This window comes from Streptomyces sp. NBC_00433, assembly GCA_036015235.1.
Classification (GTDB): Bacteria; Actinomycetota; Actinomycetes; order Streptomycetales; family Streptomycetaceae; genus Actinacidiphila.
Genome location: CP107926.1, coordinates 1705942 through 1727822, shown reverse-complemented (window position 1 = coordinate 1727822; position 21881 = coordinate 1705942). Strand labels below are relative to the sequence as shown.

General features: G+C 71.8%; 16 protein-coding genes and 2 pseudogenes. 14 read left to right on the top strand and 4 right to left on the bottom strand.

What is annotated here, in order from left to right; genetic code table 11:
- The first annotated feature begins 7 nt into the window (after positions 1 to 7).
- Both OG900_06890 and OG900_06885 read left to right on the top strand, forming a co-directional pair.
- The gene (locus OG900_06890) at positions 8 to 2449 is read left to right on the top strand and encodes a TOMM precursor leader peptide-binding protein (GenBank protein ID WUH89869.1); all 2442 of its coding nucleotides are present in this window, start codon (positions 8 to 10) and stop codon (positions 2447 to 2449) included.
- Positions 2450 to 2559: 110 nt separating this feature from the next.
- Positions 2560 to 4185, top strand: coding sequence for a SagB family peptide dehydrogenase (locus OG900_06885; protein WUH89868.1), 1626 nt, complete (start codon positions 2560 to 2562; stop codon positions 4183 to 4185).
- Positions 4186 to 4608: 423 nt separating this feature from the next.
- Here OG900_06885 and OG900_06880 read toward each other — a convergent pair whose 3' ends face one another.
- Complete coding sequence (locus OG900_06880; GenBank protein WUH96086.1) at positions 4609 to 5493, bottom strand: hypothetical protein; 885 nt, start codon at positions 5491 to 5493, stop codon at positions 4609 to 4611.
- Here OG900_06880 and OG900_06875 point away from each other — a divergent pair.
- A pseudogene (locus OG900_06875) lies at positions 5405 to 5589 on the top strand (sensor histidine kinase KdpD). The gene OG900_06880 and the pseudogene OG900_06875 sit on opposite strands and share 89 nt — an antisense overlap.
- Positions 5590 to 5891: 302 nt before the next feature.
- A complete protein-coding gene (locus OG900_06870; GenBank protein WUH89867.1) occupies positions 5892 to 6278 on the top strand; it encodes a hypothetical protein in 387 nt (128 codons plus the stop codon).
- Positions 6279 to 6631: 353 nt separating this feature from the next.
- On the opposite strand, the gene OG900_06865 is transcribed toward OG900_06870, so the two are convergent.
- Positions 6632 to 7105, bottom strand: a complete 474-nt coding sequence (locus OG900_06865) for a hypothetical protein (GenBank protein ID WUH89866.1) — start codon at positions 7103 to 7105, stop codon at positions 6632 to 6634.
- A gap of 50 nt (positions 7106 to 7155) precedes the next feature.
- Positions 7156 to 8253 carry an integrase core domain-containing protein gene (locus OG900_06860; GenBank protein ID WUH89865.1) on the bottom strand — a complete coding sequence of 366 codons (1098 nt, stop codon included), beginning with the start codon at positions 8251 to 8253 and terminating at the stop codon, positions 7156 to 7158.
- Positions 8254 to 8462: 209 nt separating this feature from the next.
- Between OG900_06860 and OG900_06855 the strand changes: the two genes are divergently transcribed.
- The 4 genes and pseudogenes from OG900_06855 to OG900_06840 all read left to right on the top strand — a co-directional run bounded on the left by OG900_06855 (position 8463) and on the right by OG900_06840 (position 12350).
- On the top strand, positions 8463 to 9941 hold the full coding sequence (locus OG900_06855; GenBank protein ID WUH89864.1) for a condensation domain-containing protein: 1479 nt from the start codon (positions 8463 to 8465) through the stop codon (positions 9939 to 9941).
- 286 nt (positions 9942 to 10227) lie between these two features.
- Positions 10228 to 10584, top strand: a complete 357-nt coding sequence (locus OG900_06850; protein WUH89863.1) for an integrase core domain-containing protein — start codon at positions 10228 to 10230, stop codon at positions 10582 to 10584.
- A 186-nt stretch (positions 10585 to 10770) separates the two neighbouring features.
- Positions 10771 to 10995, top strand: a pseudogene (locus OG900_06845) (transposase).
- A 434-nt stretch (positions 10996 to 11429) separates the two neighbouring features.
- Positions 11430 to 12350 carry a transposase gene (locus tag OG900_06840; GenBank protein WUH89862.1) on the top strand — a complete coding sequence of 307 codons (921 nt, stop codon included), beginning with the start codon at positions 11430 to 11432 and terminating at the stop codon, positions 12348 to 12350.
- A gap of 430 nt (positions 12351 to 12780) precedes the next feature.
- Here OG900_06840 and OG900_06835 read toward each other — a convergent pair whose 3' ends face one another.
- Positions 12781 to 15936 carry an AAA family ATPase gene (locus tag OG900_06835; protein WUH89861.1) on the bottom strand — a complete coding sequence of 1052 codons (3156 nt, stop codon included), beginning with the start codon at positions 15934 to 15936 and terminating at the stop codon, positions 12781 to 12783.
- A 656-nt stretch (positions 15937 to 16592) separates the two neighbouring features.
- On the opposite strand from OG900_06835, the gene OG900_06830 reads away from it, so the two are divergent.
- The 6 genes from OG900_06830 to OG900_06805 all read left to right on the top strand — a co-directional run bounded on the left by OG900_06830 (position 16593) and on the right by OG900_06805 (position 21741).
- Positions 16593 to 16715: a class III lanthipeptide gene (locus OG900_06830; GenBank protein WUH89860.1), complete on the top strand. Its 123-nt coding sequence runs from the start codon at positions 16593 to 16595 to the stop codon at positions 16713 to 16715.
- A 70-nt stretch (positions 16716 to 16785) separates the two neighbouring features.
- A complete protein-coding gene (locus OG900_06825; GenBank protein ID WUH89859.1) occupies positions 16786 to 16908 on the top strand; it encodes a class III lanthipeptide in 123 nt (40 codons plus the stop codon).
- 70 nt (positions 16909 to 16978) lie between these two features.
- The gene (locus OG900_06820) at positions 16979 to 17098 is read left to right on the top strand and encodes a class III lanthipeptide (GenBank protein ID WUH89858.1); all 120 of its coding nucleotides are present in this window, start codon (positions 16979 to 16981) and stop codon (positions 17096 to 17098) included.
- 56 nt (positions 17099 to 17154) lie between these two features.
- Positions 17155 to 17274, top strand: a complete 120-nt coding sequence (locus tag OG900_06815; protein WUH89857.1) for a class III lanthipeptide — start codon at positions 17155 to 17157, stop codon at positions 17272 to 17274.
- A gap of 145 nt (positions 17275 to 17419) precedes the next feature.
- Positions 17420 to 20188 carry a class III lanthionine synthetase LanKC gene (gene lanKC, locus OG900_06810; protein ID WUH89856.1) on the top strand — a complete coding sequence of 923 codons (2769 nt, stop codon included), beginning with the start codon at positions 17420 to 17422 and terminating at the stop codon, positions 20186 to 20188.
- Positions 20185 to 21741, top strand: coding sequence for an ABC transporter ATP-binding protein/permease (locus OG900_06805; protein WUH89855.1), 1557 nt, complete (start codon positions 20185 to 20187; stop codon positions 21739 to 21741). The genes lanKC and OG900_06805 overlap by 4 nt, the downstream gene beginning before the upstream one ends.
- The last annotated feature ends 140 nt before the right edge of the window (positions 21742 to 21881 follow it).

Sequence of the window (21881 nt, the reverse complement as noted above, 5' to 3'; positions counted from 1 at the left end):
TGTGCCCATGAATGACGCCACCGACGAGGCCGTACCCGCGCGCAAGGTCCTGCGGTTCCGGCCGCACCTGACCGTCGGGGTGGTGCCCACCGAGGCTGCCTACCTGTTCGCGGAGGGCGAGACCTACGCCGTACCGGGCGCCGTGACCCAGAGCCTGGTGCCGTACCTCGCCGGCAAGCACACCCAGGACGAGATCGTCGCCGCGCTCGCCGACACCCATCCGCCCGAGATCGTCTACCACACGCTCGGCAAGCTGCGGGCTCGCGGCTACGTCGTCGAGTGGGACGACCGTGTCGACCCCGTCGCCGCGGCGCTGTGGGAGGGCGGAGGTTTCGTCGGCGACCGGGCACTGGCCGCGGTCACCGCGCTGACCTGCGAGGTCGTGGCCGTGGGTGACGTGGACACCGAGCCGGTCCGGCACGCCCTCACCGAGGCCGGCATCACCTGCCTGTCCGCGGCGCCGAACGCGGTGAGCGCCGGGACGGCCGAGGACACCGGGACCGCCGAGGCCGCCGAGGCCGCCCGGACCGGTGACGAGGGGAGCGCGGGCCGCCCCGCCGCACCCTCGGTCCCGTCCCCCGGTACCCTCCGCGTGGTCCTCGCCGACGACTACCTGCACCCCGCCCTCGCCGAGATCGACCGCACGGCACGGGCCACCGGCCGGCCCTGGCTGCTCGCCCGCCCTGTGGGCACTTCCACCTGGATCGGCCCGCTCTTCGAGCCCGGTACCACCGGCTGCTGGCACTGCCTGGCCTTCCGCCTGCGCCGCAACCGCATGGTCGAGACCTACGTCGAGGAGCGCACCGGCCAGCGGCTGGTGCCGGTGCCCGCAGCTGTCCCGTCCACCAGCCGACTGGCCGCGCAGTCCATCACGCTGCGGGTCCAGCGCTGGGCGGCGGGCGTCGCGGGCGCGGGCGCCACTGGCGGCTCAGGAGAGCAACTCGACCCCGGACACGGCCACGTGGAGGTGCTGCATCCGCTGGCCGCCTCCACGGTGAAGCACCCGCCGGTCCACCGCGCCCAATGCCCCGAGTGCGGCGAGGCGGACCTGCAGGCACGCCTCGGCCGACGTCCGGTCACCCTCGCGGCCGAACTCCCGGTGGTCTTCACCGAAGGCGGCTACCGCACCAAGCAACCCGAAGCACTGATGGCCGAGTTGGAGCAGCTCATCAGCCCGATAACCGGGGTGATCGCGGGTATCGAGACACCGCGGATCGCCGACACCCGGCTGCCCGACGGCGTGGTGCACACCTGCATCGCCGGCCACAACTTCGCGCTCGGCGCCGTCGGACTCGACGCGCTCCGCGAGGGCCTGCGCAGCCGTGCGTCCGGCAAGGGCAGCACCGCGCTCCAGGCCCGGGTCGGCGCGGTCTGTGAGGCCGTGGAGCGCTACTCCGGCCTCTTCCAGGGCGACGAGGCCAGGATCACCGCCACCTACCGGGAGCTGGGGGAGCAGGCGATCCACCCCAACAGCCTCGCGCAGTTCAGCGAACGGCAGTACCGCGAACGCGACCGCTGGAACGCCGGGGACAGCAGCTTCGCGTACGTCGGCGTGCCGTTCGATGAGAACATGCCGCTGGAGTGGTCCCCGATCCACTCCCTCACCGGCGGCCCGACCCGCTACATGCCCACGATGCAGCACTATTACTTCTATCCGAAGCCGCACGACAAGATCTACGCCTGGGCCGACTCCAACGGCTGCGCGGCCGGTACGACCCCGGACGACGCCCTGCTCCAGGGCATGATGGAGCTGTTCGAACGCGACGCGGTCGCTATGTGGTGGTACAACCGGGTGCCGCGTCCCGCGGTCGACCTGGACACCTCCGACGACCCCTTCGTGGCGCGCTGCCGCGAGGCGTACTGCAGCGTCGGCCGCGAACTGTGGGTGCTCGACGTGACCAACGACCTCGGCGTCCCCGTCTTCGTCGCGGCCTCGCGCCGTACCGACAAGCCAGCCGAAGACATCCTGCTGGCGTTCGGCGCGCACCTCGACCCGCGCGTCGCGCTGCGCCGCGCGCTGTCGGAGCTCAACCAGTTCCTGCCCGCGGTGGTGGACGTGGCCACGGACGGCAGCGGCTACCGCTTCCCCGACCCCACCCAACTGCGCTGGTGGGCCACCGCTCGCCTCGCCGACCACCCCTACCTCGCACCGGACGCGGCGCGGTCCGCGGTGTCGCTCGACTCCTTCGGCCACCAGCCGAGCCGCGACATCGCCCGTGATCTGCGGCACGCGATCGACGTGTGCACGACGGCGGGCCTGGAGACGTACGCGTTGGACTTCACCCGGCCCGACATCGGGCTGCCCGTGATGAAGGCCGTCGTGCCGGGACTGCGGCACTTCTGGGCCCGGTTCGCGCCCGGCCGCCTCTACGACGTGCCGGTCGCCCTCGGCTGGCTCGACGCGCCCACGGCGGAGGCCGACCTCAACCCGGTGGCGATGTTCCTGTGACGTCCCCGGCCCCGCCGCACACGAGCGCCCCGCTACTCGCGGCCGTTCCGTCCACCGGAGCGACCTCCGCACCATCTGCCCCCCCTTCTGCGACGAGCCGGGAGACATCGATGACCAGCGCACCCCCGAAACCTCTGGCGGCCGAGTCCCAGGCCGTGCACCCTGCGGCTGCCACCAATCTCACGCTGCGCCACTCCCTCCCCGACGGCGTGACCCTCGCCGCCGCGGACGGCCGCCTCTTCCTGCGCACCGACACAGCCTCCGCCCCACTGGGCTCCGCCGACCCGGTGCTCGCCGAGGCACTGACCCGATTCGCGTCCGGCCTCGACCGCACGGCCGCCGAGGAGTCGCTGCTCGACGATCCCGACCCGGTGCTCTGTGCGCACCGGCTGGCCCGCTTCAACCGGCTCGCCGGCGCGCTGTCCGGCCTGCTGCGGCGCCACCTCGACCTCGGCGGCACCGAACTCCTCCAGGCCGCGCCCATGACCGGGGCCGCCCCCGCCGCCCCGGCCGATCTCGCCGACAGCACCCTCGTACGGCTTTCGCGCGGCGCCTTCCTGCACGCGGTCGGCGGGCGGACGGTCGTCGACTCGGCCTTCACCACCAGCGCGGTCGTCCTCACCGACCCCCGGGCTACCGCGCTGCTCGGCGCGCTGGCCACCGCCGCCCCACTCGCCCGGCACGCGGCGGACCAGACACTCCTGCCGGAGCCCGCCGCCCGCGACCTCGTCCGCTGGCTCGCCGCGTACGGCCTGGTCGTCGCCGCCGACGAGGAGGAGCCCGGCGGCGGGAGGTTCGCCGAGGACACCGGAGTGCTCGGCCAGTGGTCGCCGGTCGACCTGCTGATGCACACCCGCTCCCGCCTCGGCTGGCAGAACACCCCCTACGGCGCCACCTTCCGCCTGCTCGGCGAGGTCGAGCCGCAGCCCGCCGTCCGCCCGCCGCACACCGGCCGCACCGTCGCGCTGTACCGCCCCGCCGAGCTGCGCCTGGCCCCCGACGAGCCGCGCTTCAGCGAGATCCTCGAAGCGCGCCAGTCGATCCGCTCCTACGGCCCGGCGGGCCCCACCGTCCGCCGCCTCGGCGAGTTCCTCTTCCGCACCGCCAGGACCCGAGCCCGCTTCGGCCCCTATCCGGAGCGGCAGATGCCCTACGAGGCTGCGGACCGGCCGTCGCCCAGTGGTGGCGGCTCCCAAGACCTGGAGGTCTACGTCACCGCTCACCGCGTCGAGGGGCTGGAGCGCGCCGTCTACCACTACGACGCGTGGCGCCACGTCCTGGTGGAGGTCTGCGCCGAGGCGGCCACTGTGGACGCGATGCTCGCCGCCGCCACCCGCTCCAAGGGCGGCGAGACCCCCGACGCGGTCGTCACCGTCACCTCGCGCTTCTCCCGACTCGCCTGGAAGTACGAGCGGATCGCCTACGCCACTACGCTGCGGAACGTCGGCGCGCTTTACCAGACTTTCTACCTGGTGGCTACGGCGATGGGCCTGGCCCCGTGCGGGCTCGGCGGCGGCGACAGCGCCCTGGTGGCGCGGGCGATCGGGGTGGACCCGTTCGAGGAGGGCGCCGTCGGCGACTTCGCGCTCGGCAGCCTGCCCACCGGCGCGCTCTTGGACGCCGAGCGGGACCGCGCCGCCAGCGGCGACCCGCGCTGGCAGGGCGGGCAGGCGCCCGAGTGGTGCCAGGTGCGCCGTACGGTCATCGCCGCGCCGGACGCCTCCGGGACCGCCTGATCCCCGCCGGCGCCCCCTGCGCTGGGGGTCAAGGGGTCGCAGGTTCGGATCCTGTCGTCCCGACGGTGCTAGAAGGGCCCGCTGGACTGGCATTTGGCCAGTTCAGCGGGCCCTTCGGTTTATCGGCAGCGGTTTCCATGTGATGCCGTCTTCCTGACAGCGACAGCGACAGCGGCCGCTGCGCGGTGCGCGAGGCGCGGCCGCTGTTGAGATCAGCAGCACGCACTGGCGACAGCCTCTGGAGCGGAGAGTCAGCGGCGGGCTGTATCGGCCTGGTAGCGGGCATGGAGTTGGGCGGCCTTATGGGTAAGTCCGGGGGTAGCCGCGGGCGGCCGGTTCACTGGCGATCCGCATGTGGGAGCGGGCTGCCTCCAGGCTGATGGCGTGAGCGAGGCGCAGCGAGGTACCGGTTGTCCGGTGTGGTCATCCTCGCTGTACGTGCTTGTGGGCACCGCGGAAGCGCTGCCCACAGTTGTGCGGCTTCAGCCTGGGCTTCCGCTGCCAAAGCGGGTGCTCCGCAAGCTCAATTCTCCCTGCTGCTACGGCGTTTCCGCCGTCGGCGCTGTGTAGGTGGTGCCGGCGTCGCCGCAGTGGGGGACGCTTCCGGGGGCGCGCAGTTGGTCGGGGTGTTGTTGACGACGGCGCTGTCGATGAGGTCCACCTTGGGCAGGGCCGGGTCGGCGGCGTCGGCGGCCGGGCTGTTTTGAAGCTGGGGGGCACCCCGCCGCCGATGCGGGACGCGTTGTCGTGGATCGTCGAGTTGCTCATCGTGAGCGTTCCCAGGTTGTTCCAGATCCCGCCGCCGATGAAGCCGGCCCTGTTGCTCCGGACTGTTACGCCGGTCAGCTTCAATGTGCCCTGGTCGTTGAGGGTGCCCCCGCCCGCGTCGGCGTAGCCGGTGCCGTCGGCGTTGCCGCCGCGGACGGTGAGCGAGTCGAGGCCGAGGCTGCCGCCCGGCGCCACGTGGAAGATGCGGAAGTCTCCGGTGGCGCTGGACGCGCGCTGGACGACGGTGCGGTTCCCTCCGGAGATCTGTACCTTGCCGGTGATCTCGGGCAGGCCGTCGTCCGGGTTGTCGGCCTCCGTCAGGGAGTAGACGCAATCGGGGGCGAGGGTGACGGACCCGCCGCTGGTGTTCGCCGTGGTGATCGCCGGCTCATCACCTTGCCCCCATGTGCCGATCGGCCTCGTGGCGCCGAGCCCGCCGACAGGAGTTTTACCGCGCGCCATCCGGCGGCGCAGGGACTGCGGCGACATGTCGACCAGCTCGATCTGGGCCCCCGACAAGGTCGACGCGGCCCTGTCCAACTACTTCAGGCCGGGCAACCTGACCGCGCGCTGCGCGAGCTGGCGCTGCTGTGGACCGCCGACCGGGTCGACGAACACCTGCGCGAATACCGGGGGCGCCGGGCCGGTCCGGTCCGGAAACAACGGCTCGATCCGCGCCCACTGCGCGTCAGTCAACGGCACACCCGGACCAACGATCGGATGATCTGAACGAAACAGCCTAGCCCTGGCCGACTTTCCTTGGTCACGTGGTCCAGAGGACGGCGAGGGGCCGGTGGCGGTCTCGGGCGTTGCGTCGCGGGCCGGCGGCGACGTTGGTGGTGCCGTCGAGTCGGAGTGGGCCAATCGGGAGGATGTACTCAGGAGAAGTGAGTATGGGCGCTCTGCCTTGGCCCCGAAGTCCAAGGGACGCTCGGGTCATGCGCTTCAAGCCACTTAACGTTCCTCCCTTCCTGCCGCTGCTCCTCGTTCCGGTTGCGGCATGGGCCGCCTGGCTGGGGTGGGACCAGCATCGTGACGTGCATGCCGACGGTTCGGTGACGGGCCCCTACGAGCCGTGGCAGGTGATCGGACTGGTATTGACCCTGGTGGCAACGGTGAGCTGGGCGGCTTCCTGTGGGCAGGTCACGGGCGCCGTGCTCGGCACCACGGCCGGCCTGACCGCTGCCGCCTACTACGACTGGTCCGACGATCCCAGCGGCCTCTTCCTGATCGGAGTGGGCCTGGTCCTGACGGCAAGCCTCGTAGCCACCCTCGTGCTCTCCACCGTGGTCGCCTCGCTGACACGGGCCCGCCCTGGTGCATGATCCGCTGGGGGGCACGGAGCACAACGCTGAAGCCTCGCCTCGCGCTGTCAACAGCATGAGGGCGGCCTTGCCGGAGCCTGGAAGCGGCTCGTCGCCCCGAGGCGCGCAGTCAACTCGTTGATGCGCCGGCGCAGAGTGCGCTCGCTGACGCCCAGCTGGCGCAGGATCGCCTCGTCCTTCAGCCCCGCGTTGAGCAGGTGCAGAAGGGAACGGTCCGCGGGAGAGAGGTCCGGGGTGCCCTCCCCGGCCGCGGTGGGCGCCGGCCCGGAGAAGACCGGGACCGCCTGCGCCCAGTGCGCCTCGAACAGTTCGCGCAGCGCGTCGCACAGCCGGGACCGCCGTACGAGAGCCGCCTAGGTGCGGATTCCCTCGGCGCTCGCCGTCAGCGGGATCACGGCCTCGCGGTCGTCGACGAGCACCATCTTCAGTGGCACGCGCGGCGCCACCCTGGCCTGCTCGCCCAGGGACACCAGGCCGCGCAGACGGTCCGCGCGTTCCGGGATCGCCAGCACCTCGGTGGAGTAGACAGCGCGGACGCCGATGCCGCGCCGCAGCAGGTGCCGCTCGGAGTCCGAGGCGCTCCGGTCAACGGTGACGTACGGCGGGGTGTCGAATGCGAGGACCTCGCGCTGCGCCCCGGCCATCAGCTCGGCGAGGTGTGCCGTGATCGCGATCGGCCCCTCGATGACCTCGACCAGGCGGTGCGGATCGGTGCGCAGCATGCGCTCGTGGAAGTCGGCGGCGTAGGTCTCCAACGCCGCGCTGGTGCGGTCCAGTTCGGTGCGCTGCGCCCGGATCAGCGCGGCCAGCCCGAGGCGGGGGTCCACCGCGCTCCAGCGCACCGGGCTGCGCCTGCCGAAAACTTCGTCCGTGCAGGTCAGGCTGCATGTTGGTATTCGTGGAGAATGCCGCCGAGTGGGTCGCGTTTTCGTATGTCGAGGCGGCCGATCTGCGCCGGGTCGGTGATGGGCGGCGGCAACGGGTGAAGAGGGCGGGCGTTGGCGATGCCCTGGTGGGGGCGGTGCCCGTTGTAGAACTGCTCGAACTCCCGTAGGGCGTGGAGCAAGTGGTGGTGGTTCCATATGAGGGTGCGGTCGAGGAGTTCGCGGCGGCAGGTCTGCACCCATCGTTCCATGATTGAGTTCATGCGTGGGATGCGCATGCCGCTGAGGACCACCTCGATGCCGGCGTCGGCGAGGGTGGTGTCGAACAGGGCGGGGAACTTCCCGTCGCGATCGCGGATCAGGAACCGTGCCCGGCAGTCGGCGTCTTCGAGGTCCATGACGAGGTTCTTCGCCGTCTGTGTCACCCAGACGGCGGTGGGGTGCGCGGTCGCGCCCAGGATCCGGATCCGCCGGCTGGCATGCTCGATCACCACGAACACGTACAGCCGGGCTCCGGACAAGGTGACGGTCTCGAAGAAGTCGCACGCCAGCAGAGCGTAGGCCTGGGAGTGCAGGAAGTCGGCCCAGGTGCTCGATGCCCGCTCCGGTGCCGGTGGGATGCCGGCGTCGTGCAGGATTTCCCAGACGGTGGATGCGGCTACGTCCACTCCGAGTACGAGCAGTTCCCCGTGTACGCGCCGGTACCCCCAACTGGGGTTTTCGCGGACCAGGCGCAGTACGAGGGCTCGGATGGAGCGGACGGTGCGCGGCCGGCCTCCGCGGTGGGGCCGGGACCGGGCGGCGTGGCGGCGTGCGACCAGGTCACGGTGCCAGCGCAGGATTGTGTCCGGCCGCATCAGCAGCCGCATGTGCCGCAGCGCCTCCTTCGGGAGGTGGTGCAGCAACGCCGCCAGAAAAACCCGGTCTCCCGGATCGAACTGGATTCGCTGCCCGTTCAGTTGCCGTTCCAGCACGGTGATCTGATGGCGTAGCGCCAGGGTCTCCACGTCCTTGTCCCGGTCGCTCATCGGCAGCAGGCGGAGCATCGCGAACACGCTCGACACGCTCAGGTAGGCGAGTTTCGACAGCACGAGTGATCATCATGCCGAGGCGATCGTCATCCCCGCCAGGGCACTACCGCAGCCTCCCTATCCGACGGGACGGAGATCCCGGCATACCGCTTCTGACCAGGGTGGATGAGGTCACCGGCAAGGGCAACGTCGTGCGGGCCTTCGCCGGCCGAGTGCCTGGGCTGCTTTCGCCCCGGTGGACGCTCGGGCGATAATCCGGTCGCGCGCACATGGGAGGCGCCGTCGCGGACGAGATCCTGGAGGCGCCACCGATGAAGGTCAGCGATGCGGGGCGCGCGTTCCCGATGTGCTTACCTGGCGAAGGCGACGGGCACCCGCTGCCCGGGCCCGCCGAGCGGGTGGGCGTCGCCTTCGCCGGACTGGATGCGGGTGTCGAGGTGTTGACCTGGGGGCAGTGGTCGCTGTGGGAGGCGATGTCGCGGCACGGGTCGTGGATGCCGCTGGGAGGTGCCAAGCCGCTGGAGGCCGGCGTGTCCGTCGGGGACGTCGCGGCGGAACTGCGGTACCTGGTGACCCGGTACCCGTCGATGCGCACCCGGTTGCGCTTCGGCGCGGGCGACGAGCCCGCGCAGGAGCTGTTCGGGGCGGGCGAGATATTCCTTGAGGTCTATGACGCCGGCGACGGAACGACCCCCGGCGAACTGGCCGCGGCCGTCGAGGCGAACTACCGGCACGAGCCCTTCCACCTCGCCGACGATTGGCCGGTCCGCATGGCCGTGATCCGGCGCGGGGGAAACCTGACGCACATGGTCGCGATCATGTGCCATCTGGTCACGGACGCGGCCGGCGCCCGGGTGATGCTGCGCGAGGTGGCGGCCGGGGCCACCGAGCCGCCCGTGGGCATGCAGCCACTGGAGCAGGCCCGCTGGCAGCGCTCCTCGGCCGGCCGGCGCCAGGACGACAGGGCGCTGCGTTACCACGAGAACGTGCTGGCCACGATCGCGCCGCGCCGCCTGCCTTACTCGGGGGACCCGCGCAGCCCCCGTTTCTGGAGCGCGGATCTGCGGACCCGCGCATTGCGGCCCGCGGCCCAGGCCCTCGTGCAACGCACCGGCGCCACGGCGTCCACCGTGCTGCTGGCGCTGTACGCGGTCGCGCTGGCGCGCATCACCGGAGTCAACCCGGTAGTGGTGCGTCCCCTGGTGGGCAACCGGTTCCGCCCGGGCCTGGCGGACGTGGTGTGCATGCTCTCGCAGCCGGGCCTGTGCGCGCTCGATGTGGCGGACACCACGGTCGACGAGGCAGTGGCCCGCATGCAGCGCGCGGTGATGAGCGCGTACAAGTACGGCTACTACGACCCGCGGCGGCTCGCCGAGCTGGTCGACCGGGTCACGGCGGAACGCGGGCCCGGCTTCGACATCTCCTGCATGGTGAACGACCGCCGCGACGAGTCCTCCGCCGGCCCGGCAGCCGCGCCGCTCACCCAGGAGCAGGCGCACGCCGCACGCGACGGCAGCGCCTTCCTCTGGGCAGGCACGACCGACAGGCCCTCCGAGCGCATGTTCCTGACCATCGAGGACGAGCTCGAGGGCATCCTGCTGAACCTCAGCGCGGACACGCACCACTTCCCCCCGGCGCAGTTCGAGCCGCTGCTGCGGGGGATCGAAGACCTCGCGATCGAGGCCGCCGTCGACTCCGCCGCGCGGACAGAGCCCGAAGACAAGGGGAACGGCAACGGGCGGTCCTGACCCGCTGGGGAGTCTCCTGGCGCGACACGCCTGCGAAGGTGATCCCGAAGCTCGTGCGCCAGCTCGACCTCACCGCGCCACTCAGACTTCGCTGCGACGGGACATGACCGCTCTGCTGCGGCGAAAGGCGCGGCTTTCTGCGAAGCGGGCCGCCGTCCTTCCTCCTTGTCGCGGACTGAGGCGGGACGGGGTGACGGCCGTTCGTGTTCCAGGTCACTGAATAGCTGCACGTAGCCGCGGCAACCACCGCTGTGAGGCGGGATGGACGTTCGCGACGCTGCTTCCCATGACACGCCGCGGGAGCGTGTGCCCCGGGCTGATGCTGCGAAGAAGCTTTGTCCATGGTCAACCTGCCGCGGATCATGCCCATGCTCGCCTCGCCGGGCCGATTGCCGCTGCCTGGTGGCGACGACCGGTTGAACTCGCCCGATACACCAGCCAGCAATACGCCGCCCTGGCAAACCGGTTCGGGGTTCGCCTGTCAGTCGGCCGCACCGGGCAGTGCTGGGACAACGCACTCGCCGAGTCGTTCTTCGCCACCATCAAACGCGAACTCCTCAACACGACGACCTGGCCCACCCGGGCCACCGCACGCACCGCCATCTTCGACTTCATCGAGGGACCCCGTTGCCCAATTGGGTGATGGCTTCTGATCTCGGCCTTGGCGGTTGGTTGAGGGGTGGAGCCTGAGGTCGGGGGCCTGAGTCGCGAGCCCGCCTCGATCTTGGGACGGAGGGGTTGGGTGTCGATGCGGGCGGACTCGGGTCGGGAGGTGCCTGAGGAGACGCGGGCGGTGGCCTGGGCGGCGTTTCCCAAGGGGTGTCTGGCGATGCGGGTGCGGGACGCGCTCGGTCCACTGTTCGATGACGAGGTCTTCAAGTCCACGTTCGGCGTGCGTGGCCGCCCCGGTGTCGCTCCGGGCCAGCTGGCGCTGGTCAGTGTGCTGCAGTTCGCGGAGAATCTGACCGACCGCCAGGCGGCCCACGCGGTACGCGCGAGAATCGACTGGAAGTACCTGCTTGGCCTCGACCTGGCCGATCCGGGCTTCGACTTCACCGTGCTGACGGGGTTCCGCGACCGTCTCCTGGCCCACAGTCTGGAGGAGAAGATCCTGGATCTGCTGCTGGAGCGGCTCAACGAACTGGGGCTGGTGTCCGGGCGGGGCCGGCAGCGTACCGACTCCACGCACGTGCTTGCCGCGGTGAGGGACCTCAACCGCCTGGAGTTCATCGGCGAGACGCTGCGGGCCACGCTGGAGGCGGTCGCCGTCGCAGCGCCCGAGTGGCTCGCCTCCTGGATGCCCCCGGCCTGGCAGCAACAGTACGGGGCCCGGGTGGACTCCTACCGGCTGCCGAGTGGTGAAAGCGAGCGGACGCAGCTCACCTGGCGTATTGCAGCTGACGGCTACCAGTTCCTCAATGCGTCCTTCGCGGCCAGTGCCCCGGCCTGGCTGCGGCAGGTCCCGGTTGTTGGCATCCTGCGGACGGTGTGGCTCCAGCAGTTCCAGCGCACGATCACCGACGGAGTGCAAGAGGTGTCCTGGCGGGGAAAGACGATCTCCCGCCCAGCAGAGCACGGATCACCTCGCCCTACGACCCCGACTCCCGCAACGCCGTCAAGCGCGGCTCGGCCTGGGACGGCTACAAAGTCCACTTCAGCGAGACCTGCGACGCCCGGGAGACCGGCCGACCGCATCTGATCACCCACGTGGTGACAACGGACGCCACGGTCGGCGACCCCGTGGTCGTCGACGAGATCCATGACCGCCTCGACGCCAAGGGCCTGCTGCCGGGCGAACACCTGATGGATGCCGGCTACATCTCCGCGGAGCTCCTGTTGACGGCGCCCACCCAGAGAGGTGTCCGCGTGATCGGCCCGGTCCGGCCCATGACCCGCCGCACCGTCCAGGCAACCGGCTACGACAAGGCATCCTTCACTATCGACTGGGACGCTCATCGGGCGATCTGCCCCGACGGTGCCCACAGTCGTTACTGGACCGAGGGACTCGACAACAATCAGCGACCCGCGATCCGCATCCGCTTCGCCACCGAGACCTGCGCGCCCTGCCCGTCCCGCGGGCAGTGCACCAACTCAACACGTTACGGCCGACAGCTCACCGTCCGCCCACAAGATCAAGACGCCGTCCTCGAACGCGTCCGCGCGGAGCAAACCACCGAGGAGTGGAAGGCGGTCTATGCCCTCCGCTCCGGAGTGGAGGGCACGATCCACCAGGCGGTCATGGCCGCCGGCGCTCGCCGCACCCGCTACGCAGGACTGCGAAAGACCGCCCTCGCACACGTCCTTACAGCCACCGCCGTCAACCTCATCCGCCTCGATGCCTGGTGGACCGGGCAGCCACTCGCACCTACCCGAACATCACACCTCGCCGCCCTCGACCTCGCCGCATAGACAATTGGGCAACGGGGTCATCGAGGGCTGGTACAACTTGCACCGACTGCACAGCAGCCTCGGCTACCTCAGTCCCGCCGACTACGAGACCGCACTCGCAGCCTGACCACCACACCAATGGTGTCCGTCAAAGCGGAACAAGCTCAACAATGCGTTACCACCGAAAGTGAGACAGAGCCGTTAACTGGACACACCCGACACACCCGACACATTCGGGCACGGCAGGCCGGGCCGATGGGTGCGGCGCGCGCCGCGGCGGAGACGTTCCAGGGCGTTCATGGACGGTCTGATCTCGTATGAACGGTCCCTCGCGCGAGCAGGCGCGTGCCGAGCCCCGGCCGCAAGCCCGGCCACGAGCACCTGCGCCGTCCCGACCTGCGGCACACGCGCTCGCCGGCCACACTCCGACAGGCTTCGCCGCCGCGCGCCGTCACCTCGAACCCGCCGCGAGCTCCACCGCCGCGCTCGCGAAGGCCGCGCGGTCGCGGTGCCCGGTCTTGCGCAGCAGGCTCGCGACGTGCTTCTCCACCGTGCGGGGCGAGATGTGCAGGCGCCCGGCGATGTCCTTGTTGCCTATGCGGGCCGCGAGCAGCCGGGCCACTTCGAACTCCCGAACGGTGACGCCGTGCCGGCGTAAGGACGCGGGGACGCTCTCGATGCCGGTGCGCCGCTGCCGTAACTGCGCGCCCATGCCACGCAGCAGCCCCCGGCAGGCGCCGGCCACCGCGGAGAGGCCGGCGGAGTGGAAGTGCTCCTCGGCATCGCGCAGCCAGATCACCGGGTTCCCCCAGTCGTGCTCGTACGCCTCCCACGCCGCCAGCCGTACGGCCAGGTGGCGGGCCCGCGGGTACGGCGTGCCGGCGTCGAGCGCGCCACGGGCGGCGGCGTCCGCCTCCGCCGCCCGGCCCTCGCGGCCCAGCAGAACCGCGTGCGCCATGCCGGCGAAGACCTGATTCCAGCGGTCGACGGCCGCGCCCCGCGCGTAGTGCTGCCGGCCCACCCGGCCGGCCAGCACGCCGAGCAGCAACCCGGCGCCGTGCCGGCCGGTGTCGCACCTCGCCGGGTTCTCCGTGTCGTAGGCGAGGGCTTGGGCGAACTCCCGCTCTGCTGCCTCCCGTTCCTCTTCCAGCAGCGAGCAGAAGGCCCGCGCGAGGCCGTGGGACATCGCCCGTACGCCCGGCGCGTCGTCGATGTACGGCGCCAGGCGGTCCAGCGCGGCCCCCATCTCGGCCCGCCGGCCGTGGTGGGCGTGCCGTACGGCGTCGGCGAGGTGCAGCAGCGGCAGGTCGCGGCCCATGCCCTGCTGGTTCGCGCAGGGCATGGCCTGAGTGAGGCGCCCCCCGGCGGAGGTGAGCGTGCCGCGCCGGATCTCGTCGAGGGCGAGGGCGAAGCCGGCGTCGTGCGCGGGCGGCAGGACGCCGAGCCGAACCGCCTCCTGCCGGGCCTGCTCCAGCGAGGCCCAGCGCCCCTCGCGGTGGGCGGCGAGCAGCGCCAGCTCGATCTCGGCGGTGACGCGCAGCGCGGGCAGCCGGTGCTGGCGGGCCAGCGCGCACGCGGCGAGCAGGTGCCCGGCGGCGATGTCCGGGTCCTCCGGGGCGGCCAACCGGCCGAGCAGGACCAGGGCCCGGCACTCGGTCTCGGGCAGCCCGGCGCGGAGGGCCGCGTCCACCGCGCGGCGGGCGGCCGCTACGGCGGTACGCAGCCGATCCGGCGCCAGGCGGTGCGGCTCGACCTGGGCGGCGGCCGCGTCGACCTCGGCGGCGTGCTCGTCGGCGGGACGGTCGCCGAGCAGCCGGCGGGCGACGTCCAGGTGGTGCAGGGCCTGCACCGGGTGTCCGGCGAGCGCGGCGAGTTCGGCAAGGCCCGCGCACAGCACCGCCCGGCGGGCGGCGGGCACCTCGGGAGCGTCCAACGCCTCGATCCCGGCGGTCAGTTCCGGCAGCAGGTCGTAGCGGGCGGCATACCCGGCGGCGCGCAGCAGCGACTCCAGCACACTCGCTCGCAGTTCGCCGGGGATCGCGGTGTCGGCCGGCCGGTGCGCGGCGGACAGCAGCACCACGGCCTGCCGCACCGTGCCGTCCGCGAGGGCCCGCCGCCCGACCTCGTGGGCGAGCCGTACCGCCTCGCCGGTGTCCCCGGCGACGCGGTACAGCCCGGCGGCCCGCGCGCACCACTCGCCGGGCAGCCCCGGATGCAGCGCGGCCAGCGCGGCGGCGGCCCTACGCGCGTAGCGGACGCGCTCGCCGGGAGTGAGGGCGTCGTGCGCGGCCCGCGCGGCGACAGGGTGCCGGAAGGCGTACCAACCGGGGCTGCAGGCGTCCGGCTCCAGGAGATACGATGCGGCGGCGCCGCTGAGAACCGCGGCCAGGTCGCCGTCGCCGCGGCCCACCGTGCGGCGCAGCACCGGCAGCGGGAAGCGCTGCCCGAACAGCGCCGCGACCCCGAGCACCGTCCGCGCGCCGGGCCCGAGCCGCTCCACCCGCCGGGCGACGCTGCGGGCGACACCGGGCGGAACGGCCTCGGCACGCAGGCTGGTTGAGCTGCGGGCGGTGAGGTCGCGGGCCAACTCCCGTACCAGGAAGGCGTTCCCGCCTGACTCCGCGATCACCTGATCGAGAAGTTCGGCGCCGACCTCGACCGGCGCGGTGCCCAACTCCGCCGCCACCAGACGCCGTACGTCCGCCCGCCCCAGCGGCCCCAGCTCCAGCACCGTGGCCGTCCCCCGCTGGCAGGCCCGCGCCCCGAGGTCCGCCGCGGCGCCCGCGGCCCGCCCCGTGGTGAGCAGCATCACGACAGGCTGCCCGGCGAGGTTGTCCAGCATGTACTCCACCGCGGCGAGCGTGTGCCCGTCCGCGTCCTCCAGGTCGTCCACCACGAGCAGGCACCCGCGCCTCCGCCCCACGGCACCCATCACCCGCAGCAACGCCTCCCCGACGACGAGCGGTGCCGCCCCGCTCCCGCCCGCGGCGGCCGGCGCGTGCTGCGGCAAGCCCCCGGGAGCCGCTTCCGCCGCGGCCGCGCGGAGGCGTTCCGCCGGGCCTGCCGCTTCGTGCGGTTGAGTGGCCGTACAGACGGGGGAGCCCCCGCGGGCCGGGTCCGGCGGGCCGGCTCGGAGGGCTCCCGGTAACTCCGCCGCCAGGCGCGGGTCGGGGGCCGCGCGGGCGGGCGCCGGCGCCGCGGGGGCGCCGGGCCGGGGCTCCCGCGGCGGATTCGGCGGGTACGGCGGCACGCCGGGCGCGGGGAGCAGGCCGGCGAGCACCTGGGCGTAACGCCCCAGCTCGCGGCTGTCCGGGAGCGGTCCGGTGCGGGCGAGGCCGAGCAGGGTCTCGATGAGCGGGCGGTACGGCACCGGCGGGGCCACGGCGCTCACGCCGCCCCGGGCGGCGGCCAATCCCGCGGCGGTGGCGGCGGCGAGGGCTTCCGCGGCGAACCGGGACTTGCCGGCGCCGGGCTCGCCCGTGACGACGAGGGCGCTGCCGCGGCCGGCCGCCGCCGCGGCCAGCGCCGCCGTGACGCGCTCCATCTCCGCCTGCCGTCCGAGTAGCGGCGCGGGCCGCACCGGCGCGGGCGGCGCCAGCAGGCTCACCGGCGGCCCTCAGGCTCGGAAGAGCTGCTGCGGGCGTACGGCGGGTTCCTCATCGGCACTCCCGGTGCGGCGGGGCCACGACGGAGTGCTGCGCGGCTGCGGGGCTGGCAGGACTGCGGGGCCGGCAAGACGTGCATGGTATGCGTGCGTGGCTGGCGGAACGGCAGGTCTGGCAGTGCAGGCGGTACAGGCGGCCGCCGGGCGGGAGCCCACCGGCCGTACGGGCGGTACGGCCCCGGCAGCGGTGCCGGGAGCCCGGCCGACGCGGGCCGGCACGGGCGGCGGTACGAGCCCCGGCGTGGGTGGGCCGGCCCCGGCGGCGGTACGGCTCCGGGCGGGAAAGGACGCGGCGCCGCGGTGGCGGCGGGCGGTCCCGCGATCATCAACCGATGTGAATGACGCAGGAATCATCATTCCCCTCAGCTCAGGCACAACGATGACGCATCGACCTCGACGCGTCAACAGGTCCCAGAACGGACCCCACCCCTGCGGTCCGTGCCCCCACCATCGGCCGGGCGGCGACGCCGGCGAATTATGGGGGCCGGCTACGGATGTGCTCGGCCCGTAACTCGCGGTTGGCTTCGAACGCCGACCGGCGTTCCCGCCTCGGCCCCGAGCGCGCACCGCGCTCCCGACCCGGGCAGGAGGTGAAACCCATGAGCATTTTGAACATGCAGCGGTTGGAGCCGACCATCGACCAGAGCGTGGTGGCGGTCATCAGCTGCACGAGCAGCGGCAGCGACTGCTGCAAGTCGCCGGTGAAGAAGCCGACGGGCTGACGCCGACGGCGTTACCGGCGGCCCTGCGGCCGACCCTGCACGTCCCGACGGGTGAGGGGAGGTGAAACCCATGAGCATTTTGAACATGCAGCGGTTGGAGCCGACCATCGACCAGAGCGTGGTGGCGGTCATCAGCTCCACGAGCAGCAGCAGCGACTGCTGCAAGTCGCCGGTGAAGAAGCCGACGGGCTGACGCCGACGGCGTTACCGGCGGCCCTGCGGCCGACCCTGCACGTCCCGACGGGTGAGGGGAGGTGAAACCCATGAGCATTTTGAACATGCAGCGGTTGGAGCCGACCATCGACCAGAGCGTGGTGGCGGTCATCAGCTCCACGAGCAGCAGCAGCAACTGCTGCAGCTCGCCCAAGAAGCCGGGAGAGTGACGCAGAGGGCCCTCCGGCGGCTTACCGGCGTCCGGCCCGCACGAGGAAACGGATCCGTGAGCGTCCTGAACCTCCAGTCACTGGAGCCGACGGACACCCGGAGCGGTGCGGCGGCCATCAGTTGGACCAGCAGCAACCTGCTGTGCTGCGAGGACGTCGATCCAGATCCGCGGTGACGGCCACCGCCGTGCGGCGGCGCGACCGGTCTCCGCGCCCCCGCACGGCACCCGCCGCGTACGTTCGCCGCCCACCCACCGGTATCGAGCAACCACTCCGCAGCCCGCCCGTATCCGCAGCCGCTCCGCACCCCAAGAGGCAGACATGCGCGACGAACGCTGGGTCAACCGCTTCCTTTTCGCCTGGAACGACACGCTCTTCTTCGACCCGCTCGATGTCTACTACGAGCCGCGCGACGACCACTTCCTCGCGTCCTTCGACGAGGGGCTGCGCGCCCGCTTCGTACGCAGCGGCATCTGGTGGAGCCACCGGCACAACGAGGAGCTGCCGGCGCAAGGGTGGAAGATCCACGTGTCGGCGAGCCAGCGGACCGTGCGGCGGGTGGCCGCGACGGTCATCGACTACCTCACCAGCCACCGGACCGACTTCAAGATCGCCCTCGACATGAACATCTTCGAGATGCTCAACTCCAAGGCGATGTCGCGCGGGGCCGCCGGGAAGCTGGTGACGATCTACCCCGACGACGAGGACCGCTTCCGCACCTGCCTCGCCGACCTGGCGGTGCTGCTCGACGGAGTCGAGGGCGCGTACATCCTCTCGGACATGCGCTACCGGGACAGCAAGGCGCTCTACTTCCGGTACGGCCAGTTCCTGCCCACCCACATCATGGATGTCATGGGCCGGCCGATCCCGCACATCGTCGGTCCCGACGGGCCGGTGCCGGACGAGCGGGCTATCGGATACGCCCAACCGCCTTGGCAGTCTTGGCCGTTCACCGACTGGAAGCCCGCCGACTACGGCGCCGACGACGACGCCGGCCTGCTCGGCGGCCGCTTCCGGGTCACCGAGGCGATGCAGTTCTCCAACACCGGTGGCGTCTACAAGGCCGAGGACACCGCGCGCGGCAACAGGATCGTGGTGGTCAAGGAGGCCCGTCCGTACACCCACCTCAACCCGCGGCTGGACCACGACGCCGTCGACATCCACAAGCGCGAGTGGACGTTCCTCAACCGGCTCGGCGACCTCGACTCCTTCCCGACCCCGATCACCTCCTTCCAGCACTGGGAACACCACTTCATCGCCGAGGAGTTCATCGAGGGCAAGGACATCCGCTCGGTGCTGCTGGAACGCAATCCGCTGGCCAGGCCCGGACGTTCCACCGAGCGGTCGCGCGACTTCCTGCACATCTACCTGTCGGTCTTCCGCGGACTGGCCCGCGCGGTGCGCGACGCGCACAGCCGCCAGGTGATCCTCGGCGACCTCACCGCGGCGAACCTGCTGGTCGACGCTGACACCTTCACCGTCACCGTGCTCGACCTGGAGTCCTGCCGGCTCGCCGAGGCGGAATCCGGCGACGCCCATCTGGCCGCTGCCGTCGACCTGTTCACGCCCGGCTTCAGCCACTCCCGGCGGCGCTTCCAGGCCTCCGAGTACGAGGACGACCTCTTCGGCCTGGCGATGACCATGGCCTACTTCATCTTCCCGATCGCGGCGATGTCGTACCTGCGCGAGGACGTGCTGGGGCTCTACCCGGTCTTCACCGAGCGGCTGGGCTGGCCGGCCGCCGTCCACGAGCTGCTGACCGACCTGCTCGACGCGCGCGCCACGCTCCAGCAGGTGCTGGAATTCCTCGACCGCGAGGAGGAGCTGATCGCCGCCGTCACCGACGCCCCGCCGCCCGTACTGGACGAGCGGCGGCTCGAACTCGCCGCGACCGAGGCGGGCGTCGCTCGCTTCGTCGAGGCCGTCGCCGACACCGGCCGGGAAACCCTCTTCCCCGTCGACCCGTTCGCGCACGTCACCAATCCGCTCAGCCTCGGCACCGGCGCGAGCGGCGTGCTGTGGGCGCTGAGGGCCACCGGCGTGACTATCCGGCCCGAGTGGACGGACTGGCTGGACCGGCGGCTCGCCGCCCTCGACACCGCCGAGTACCCCGACGGCCTGATGAACGGCCTGGCCGGCATCGCCTGGGCGGCCGACTCGCTGGGCATGGGCGACCACGCCAGGAAGCTGCTCGCGACCGCCAACCGGCGCGGCATCGACAGCACTGACCACACCTTCTACTACGGCCTCGCCGGTCTCGGCCTGACCAACCTGCGCTTCCACCTCGGCAGCCGCGACGAGCGCGACCTCGACGCCGCCCTCGCCTGTGCCCGCAGGCTCACCGACCTCGCCCGGCACGAGGGCGACCACACCTACTGGGTCAACTCCTTCTCCCAGAAGGACCCGTTCACCGGGCTCGGTTTCGGGCAGGCCGGAGTGGCGCTGTTCCTGCTGCGGATCAGCCAGGTCACCGGCGACGAGAGCTACGCAGACCTCGGGCGGCGCGCGCTGGCGTGGGAGATGGCGCACGCGGAGCCGCTGGGGGAGGACGGACTGGTCATGTTCAAGCACGCCGGGACGATGGAACCCTACGTCGAGGTCGGCTCGGCCGGTGTGCTCCAGGTGCTGCTGCGCTACGGCCTCACCGACGACGCCCGCGAGATCGCCCGGGCCCTCGACATCTGCCAGTCGGTGCTGCCCGGTTACGCCTTCGGCCTCACCGGGGTCGCCGACGCACTGCTGGACGCAGCCGACCGCACCGGCGACGCCGCCTACCGGCAACTGGCCCTGCGGCAGATCGACTTCGTCCGGCAAGTCTTCGTCTTCGAGCCCGCCGAGAAATTCGGCCTGCCGAGGGAGGAGGGCAAGCCGCTGCTCGCGCTGCCCGGCGAGGGGCTGCTGCGCTGCTCGTGCGACTACCTCACCGGCTCGGCCGGCTTGCTGCGGGTCCTGCACCGCTTCACCTCCGGCGGCACCGCGGACCTCCTCCTTGACGAACTGGACGAAGCGGACGGGCTACCGTGGCGGGCCACGCCCGCACTGCGGGACGGGTTGGGCGAGCGCGGCCGGCAGGAAGAGGCGTCCCGGTGACCGAGCTGTGGCGCACACTGCGCGGCCACCGCCCCCGCTTCGCGACGATCCTCATCCTGGAGGCGCTCGTCAGCGGCGTCGAGGCGCTGGTGCACCCCCTGCTGGTCAAAGCCCTGTTCGACCAGGCCATCGTCGCCGGGCACTTCGCGAAGTTCATCACGCTCGGCCTGTTCTACCTGCTGCTCGGCCTCACCCTGAACATCGGGGGCTACTGGATCTCCCGGTGGCGCAAGCGGTGCGAGAACACCTTTGTGCTGCACCTGGAGATGGAACTGCTGGACCGCGCCCTCGGCCAGGACGGGCGGCGGCTGGCGGCGGCCGGCAGCGCCTCGTACGTCAGCCGCGTGCACAACGACGTCCACGAGGGTGTGCTGCCGGCGATCGACGTGTGCGTGCGCATCGCCAAACAGGCGCTGGCATCCGTGGTGTTCGTCGGCGTGCTGCTCTACCTGTCCTGGCAGGCCAGCCTGATCCTGCTGGTGATCGTGCCGCCGCTGGTCCTCGTCAGCAACCGCATCGCCAAGCGCATTGAGGGCAACACCGAGCCGGAGCGGGAGGGGGAGGCCCGCTACATCAACACCCTCACCCGCACCCTGGAGGCCTTCCACGCGCTGCGCGGCATGCGTGCCCTGCGCCCCGGTACCCGCGCCGCCAACGAGCGGGCCCTGAGCGGCTTCCTGGACATCACCTTCGTCAACTACCGCCTCACGCAGAAGCAGAGCACGCTCAGCAATCTGGTGATGAACCTGTCCGACACCGCCTCGATGGTCGTCGGCGCCTACTTCGTCTTCGCCGGGCGGATGACCTTCGGCAGCTTCCTGGCCTTCGTCAACTCGCTGTGGCGGGCCGTCACCGGCATCTTCGACCTGATCAACATGATCCCGCAGGTGCGCAGGAACACCGCGGTGCTCAAGCGCATCGAAGCGCTCCGCGGCGCGTGCCCGGCGCCGTACCACGACGAGGGCCCCTTGATCGTCGTGCACGGCGCCCGGGTCCGCTACGGAGCGCCCGAGGCCGGCGGCGAGGAAAGGGACGGTGGCGCCGGGACAACCGTCGCGATCGAGGACTTCGAGCTGCGGCCCGGCGAGCACGTGCTGCTGCGCGGCCCCAACGGCTGCGGCAAGACGACGCTGCTGCACATCATCTCCGGCACCCTCGCCCCGGACGCGGGCGTCGTCACCCTCCCGCCGAGGGTCGCGAGCCTGACCGCCCCGGTCAACCTGCCACCACTGCCGGTACGCGATCTCGTCCCCGATACGAAGCTGCGGGACATCCTCGAACTGACCGCATTGGCAGACCAGTTGCCGACCGACCTGTCATCCGGCCAGCGCCAGCGCACCGGAGTCGCCGCGCTGCTCACCGAGGACGCGGACGTTTACCTCGTCGACGAGCCCTTCGCCAACCTCGACCAGCACGGCCGTGACCTCGTCCTGCGGGCGCTCCTCGCCCGCACCACCGGCCGCGGCCTGCTCGTCGTCCACCACGGCGACGACGACCTCGACACCCGCTTCGACCGCGTCGCCACCCTCTCCGCCGCCACCGCCCGCCCCTGACCCGCGGCGCCGACGGCTTACCGGCCACAGCGCTAGCAGGGCTTGGTCAGGTTCGTAGTGGTGTGGGTGTGTTGCGGTGGCAGGTGGGGCAGGCGCCGGTCCAGAGGGCGCGGAGTGTCTGCGGCTCGCGGACGACCTGA

Coding starts and splice junctions, on each gene's coding strand:
- OG900_06890 (WUH89869.1), top strand. CDS start 8: ATGAATGACGCCACCGACGAGGCCGTACCCGCGCGCAAGGTCCTGCGG.
- OG900_06885 (WUH89868.1), top strand. CDS start 2,560: ATGACCAGCGCACCCCCGAAACCTCTGGCGGCCGAGTCCCAGGCCGTG.
- OG900_06870 (WUH89867.1), top strand. CDS start 5,892: ATGCGCTTCAAGCCACTTAACGTTCCTCCCTTCCTGCCGCTGCTCCTC.
- OG900_06855 (WUH89864.1), top strand. CDS start 8,463: ATGGGAGGCGCCGTCGCGGACGAGATCCTGGAGGCGCCACCGATGAAG.
- OG900_06850 (WUH89863.1), top strand. CDS start 10,228: ATGACACGCCGCGGGAGCGTGTGCCCCGGGCTGATGCTGCGAAGAAGC.
- OG900_06830 (WUH89860.1), top strand. CDS start 16,593: ATGAGCATTTTGAACATGCAGCGGTTGGAGCCGACCATCGACCAGAGC.
- OG900_06825 (WUH89859.1), top strand. CDS start 16,786: ATGAGCATTTTGAACATGCAGCGGTTGGAGCCGACCATCGACCAGAGC.
- OG900_06820 (WUH89858.1), top strand. CDS start 16,979: ATGAGCATTTTGAACATGCAGCGGTTGGAGCCGACCATCGACCAGAGC.
- lanKC (WUH89856.1), top strand. CDS start 17,420: ATGCGCGACGAACGCTGGGTCAACCGCTTCCTTTTCGCCTGGAACGAC.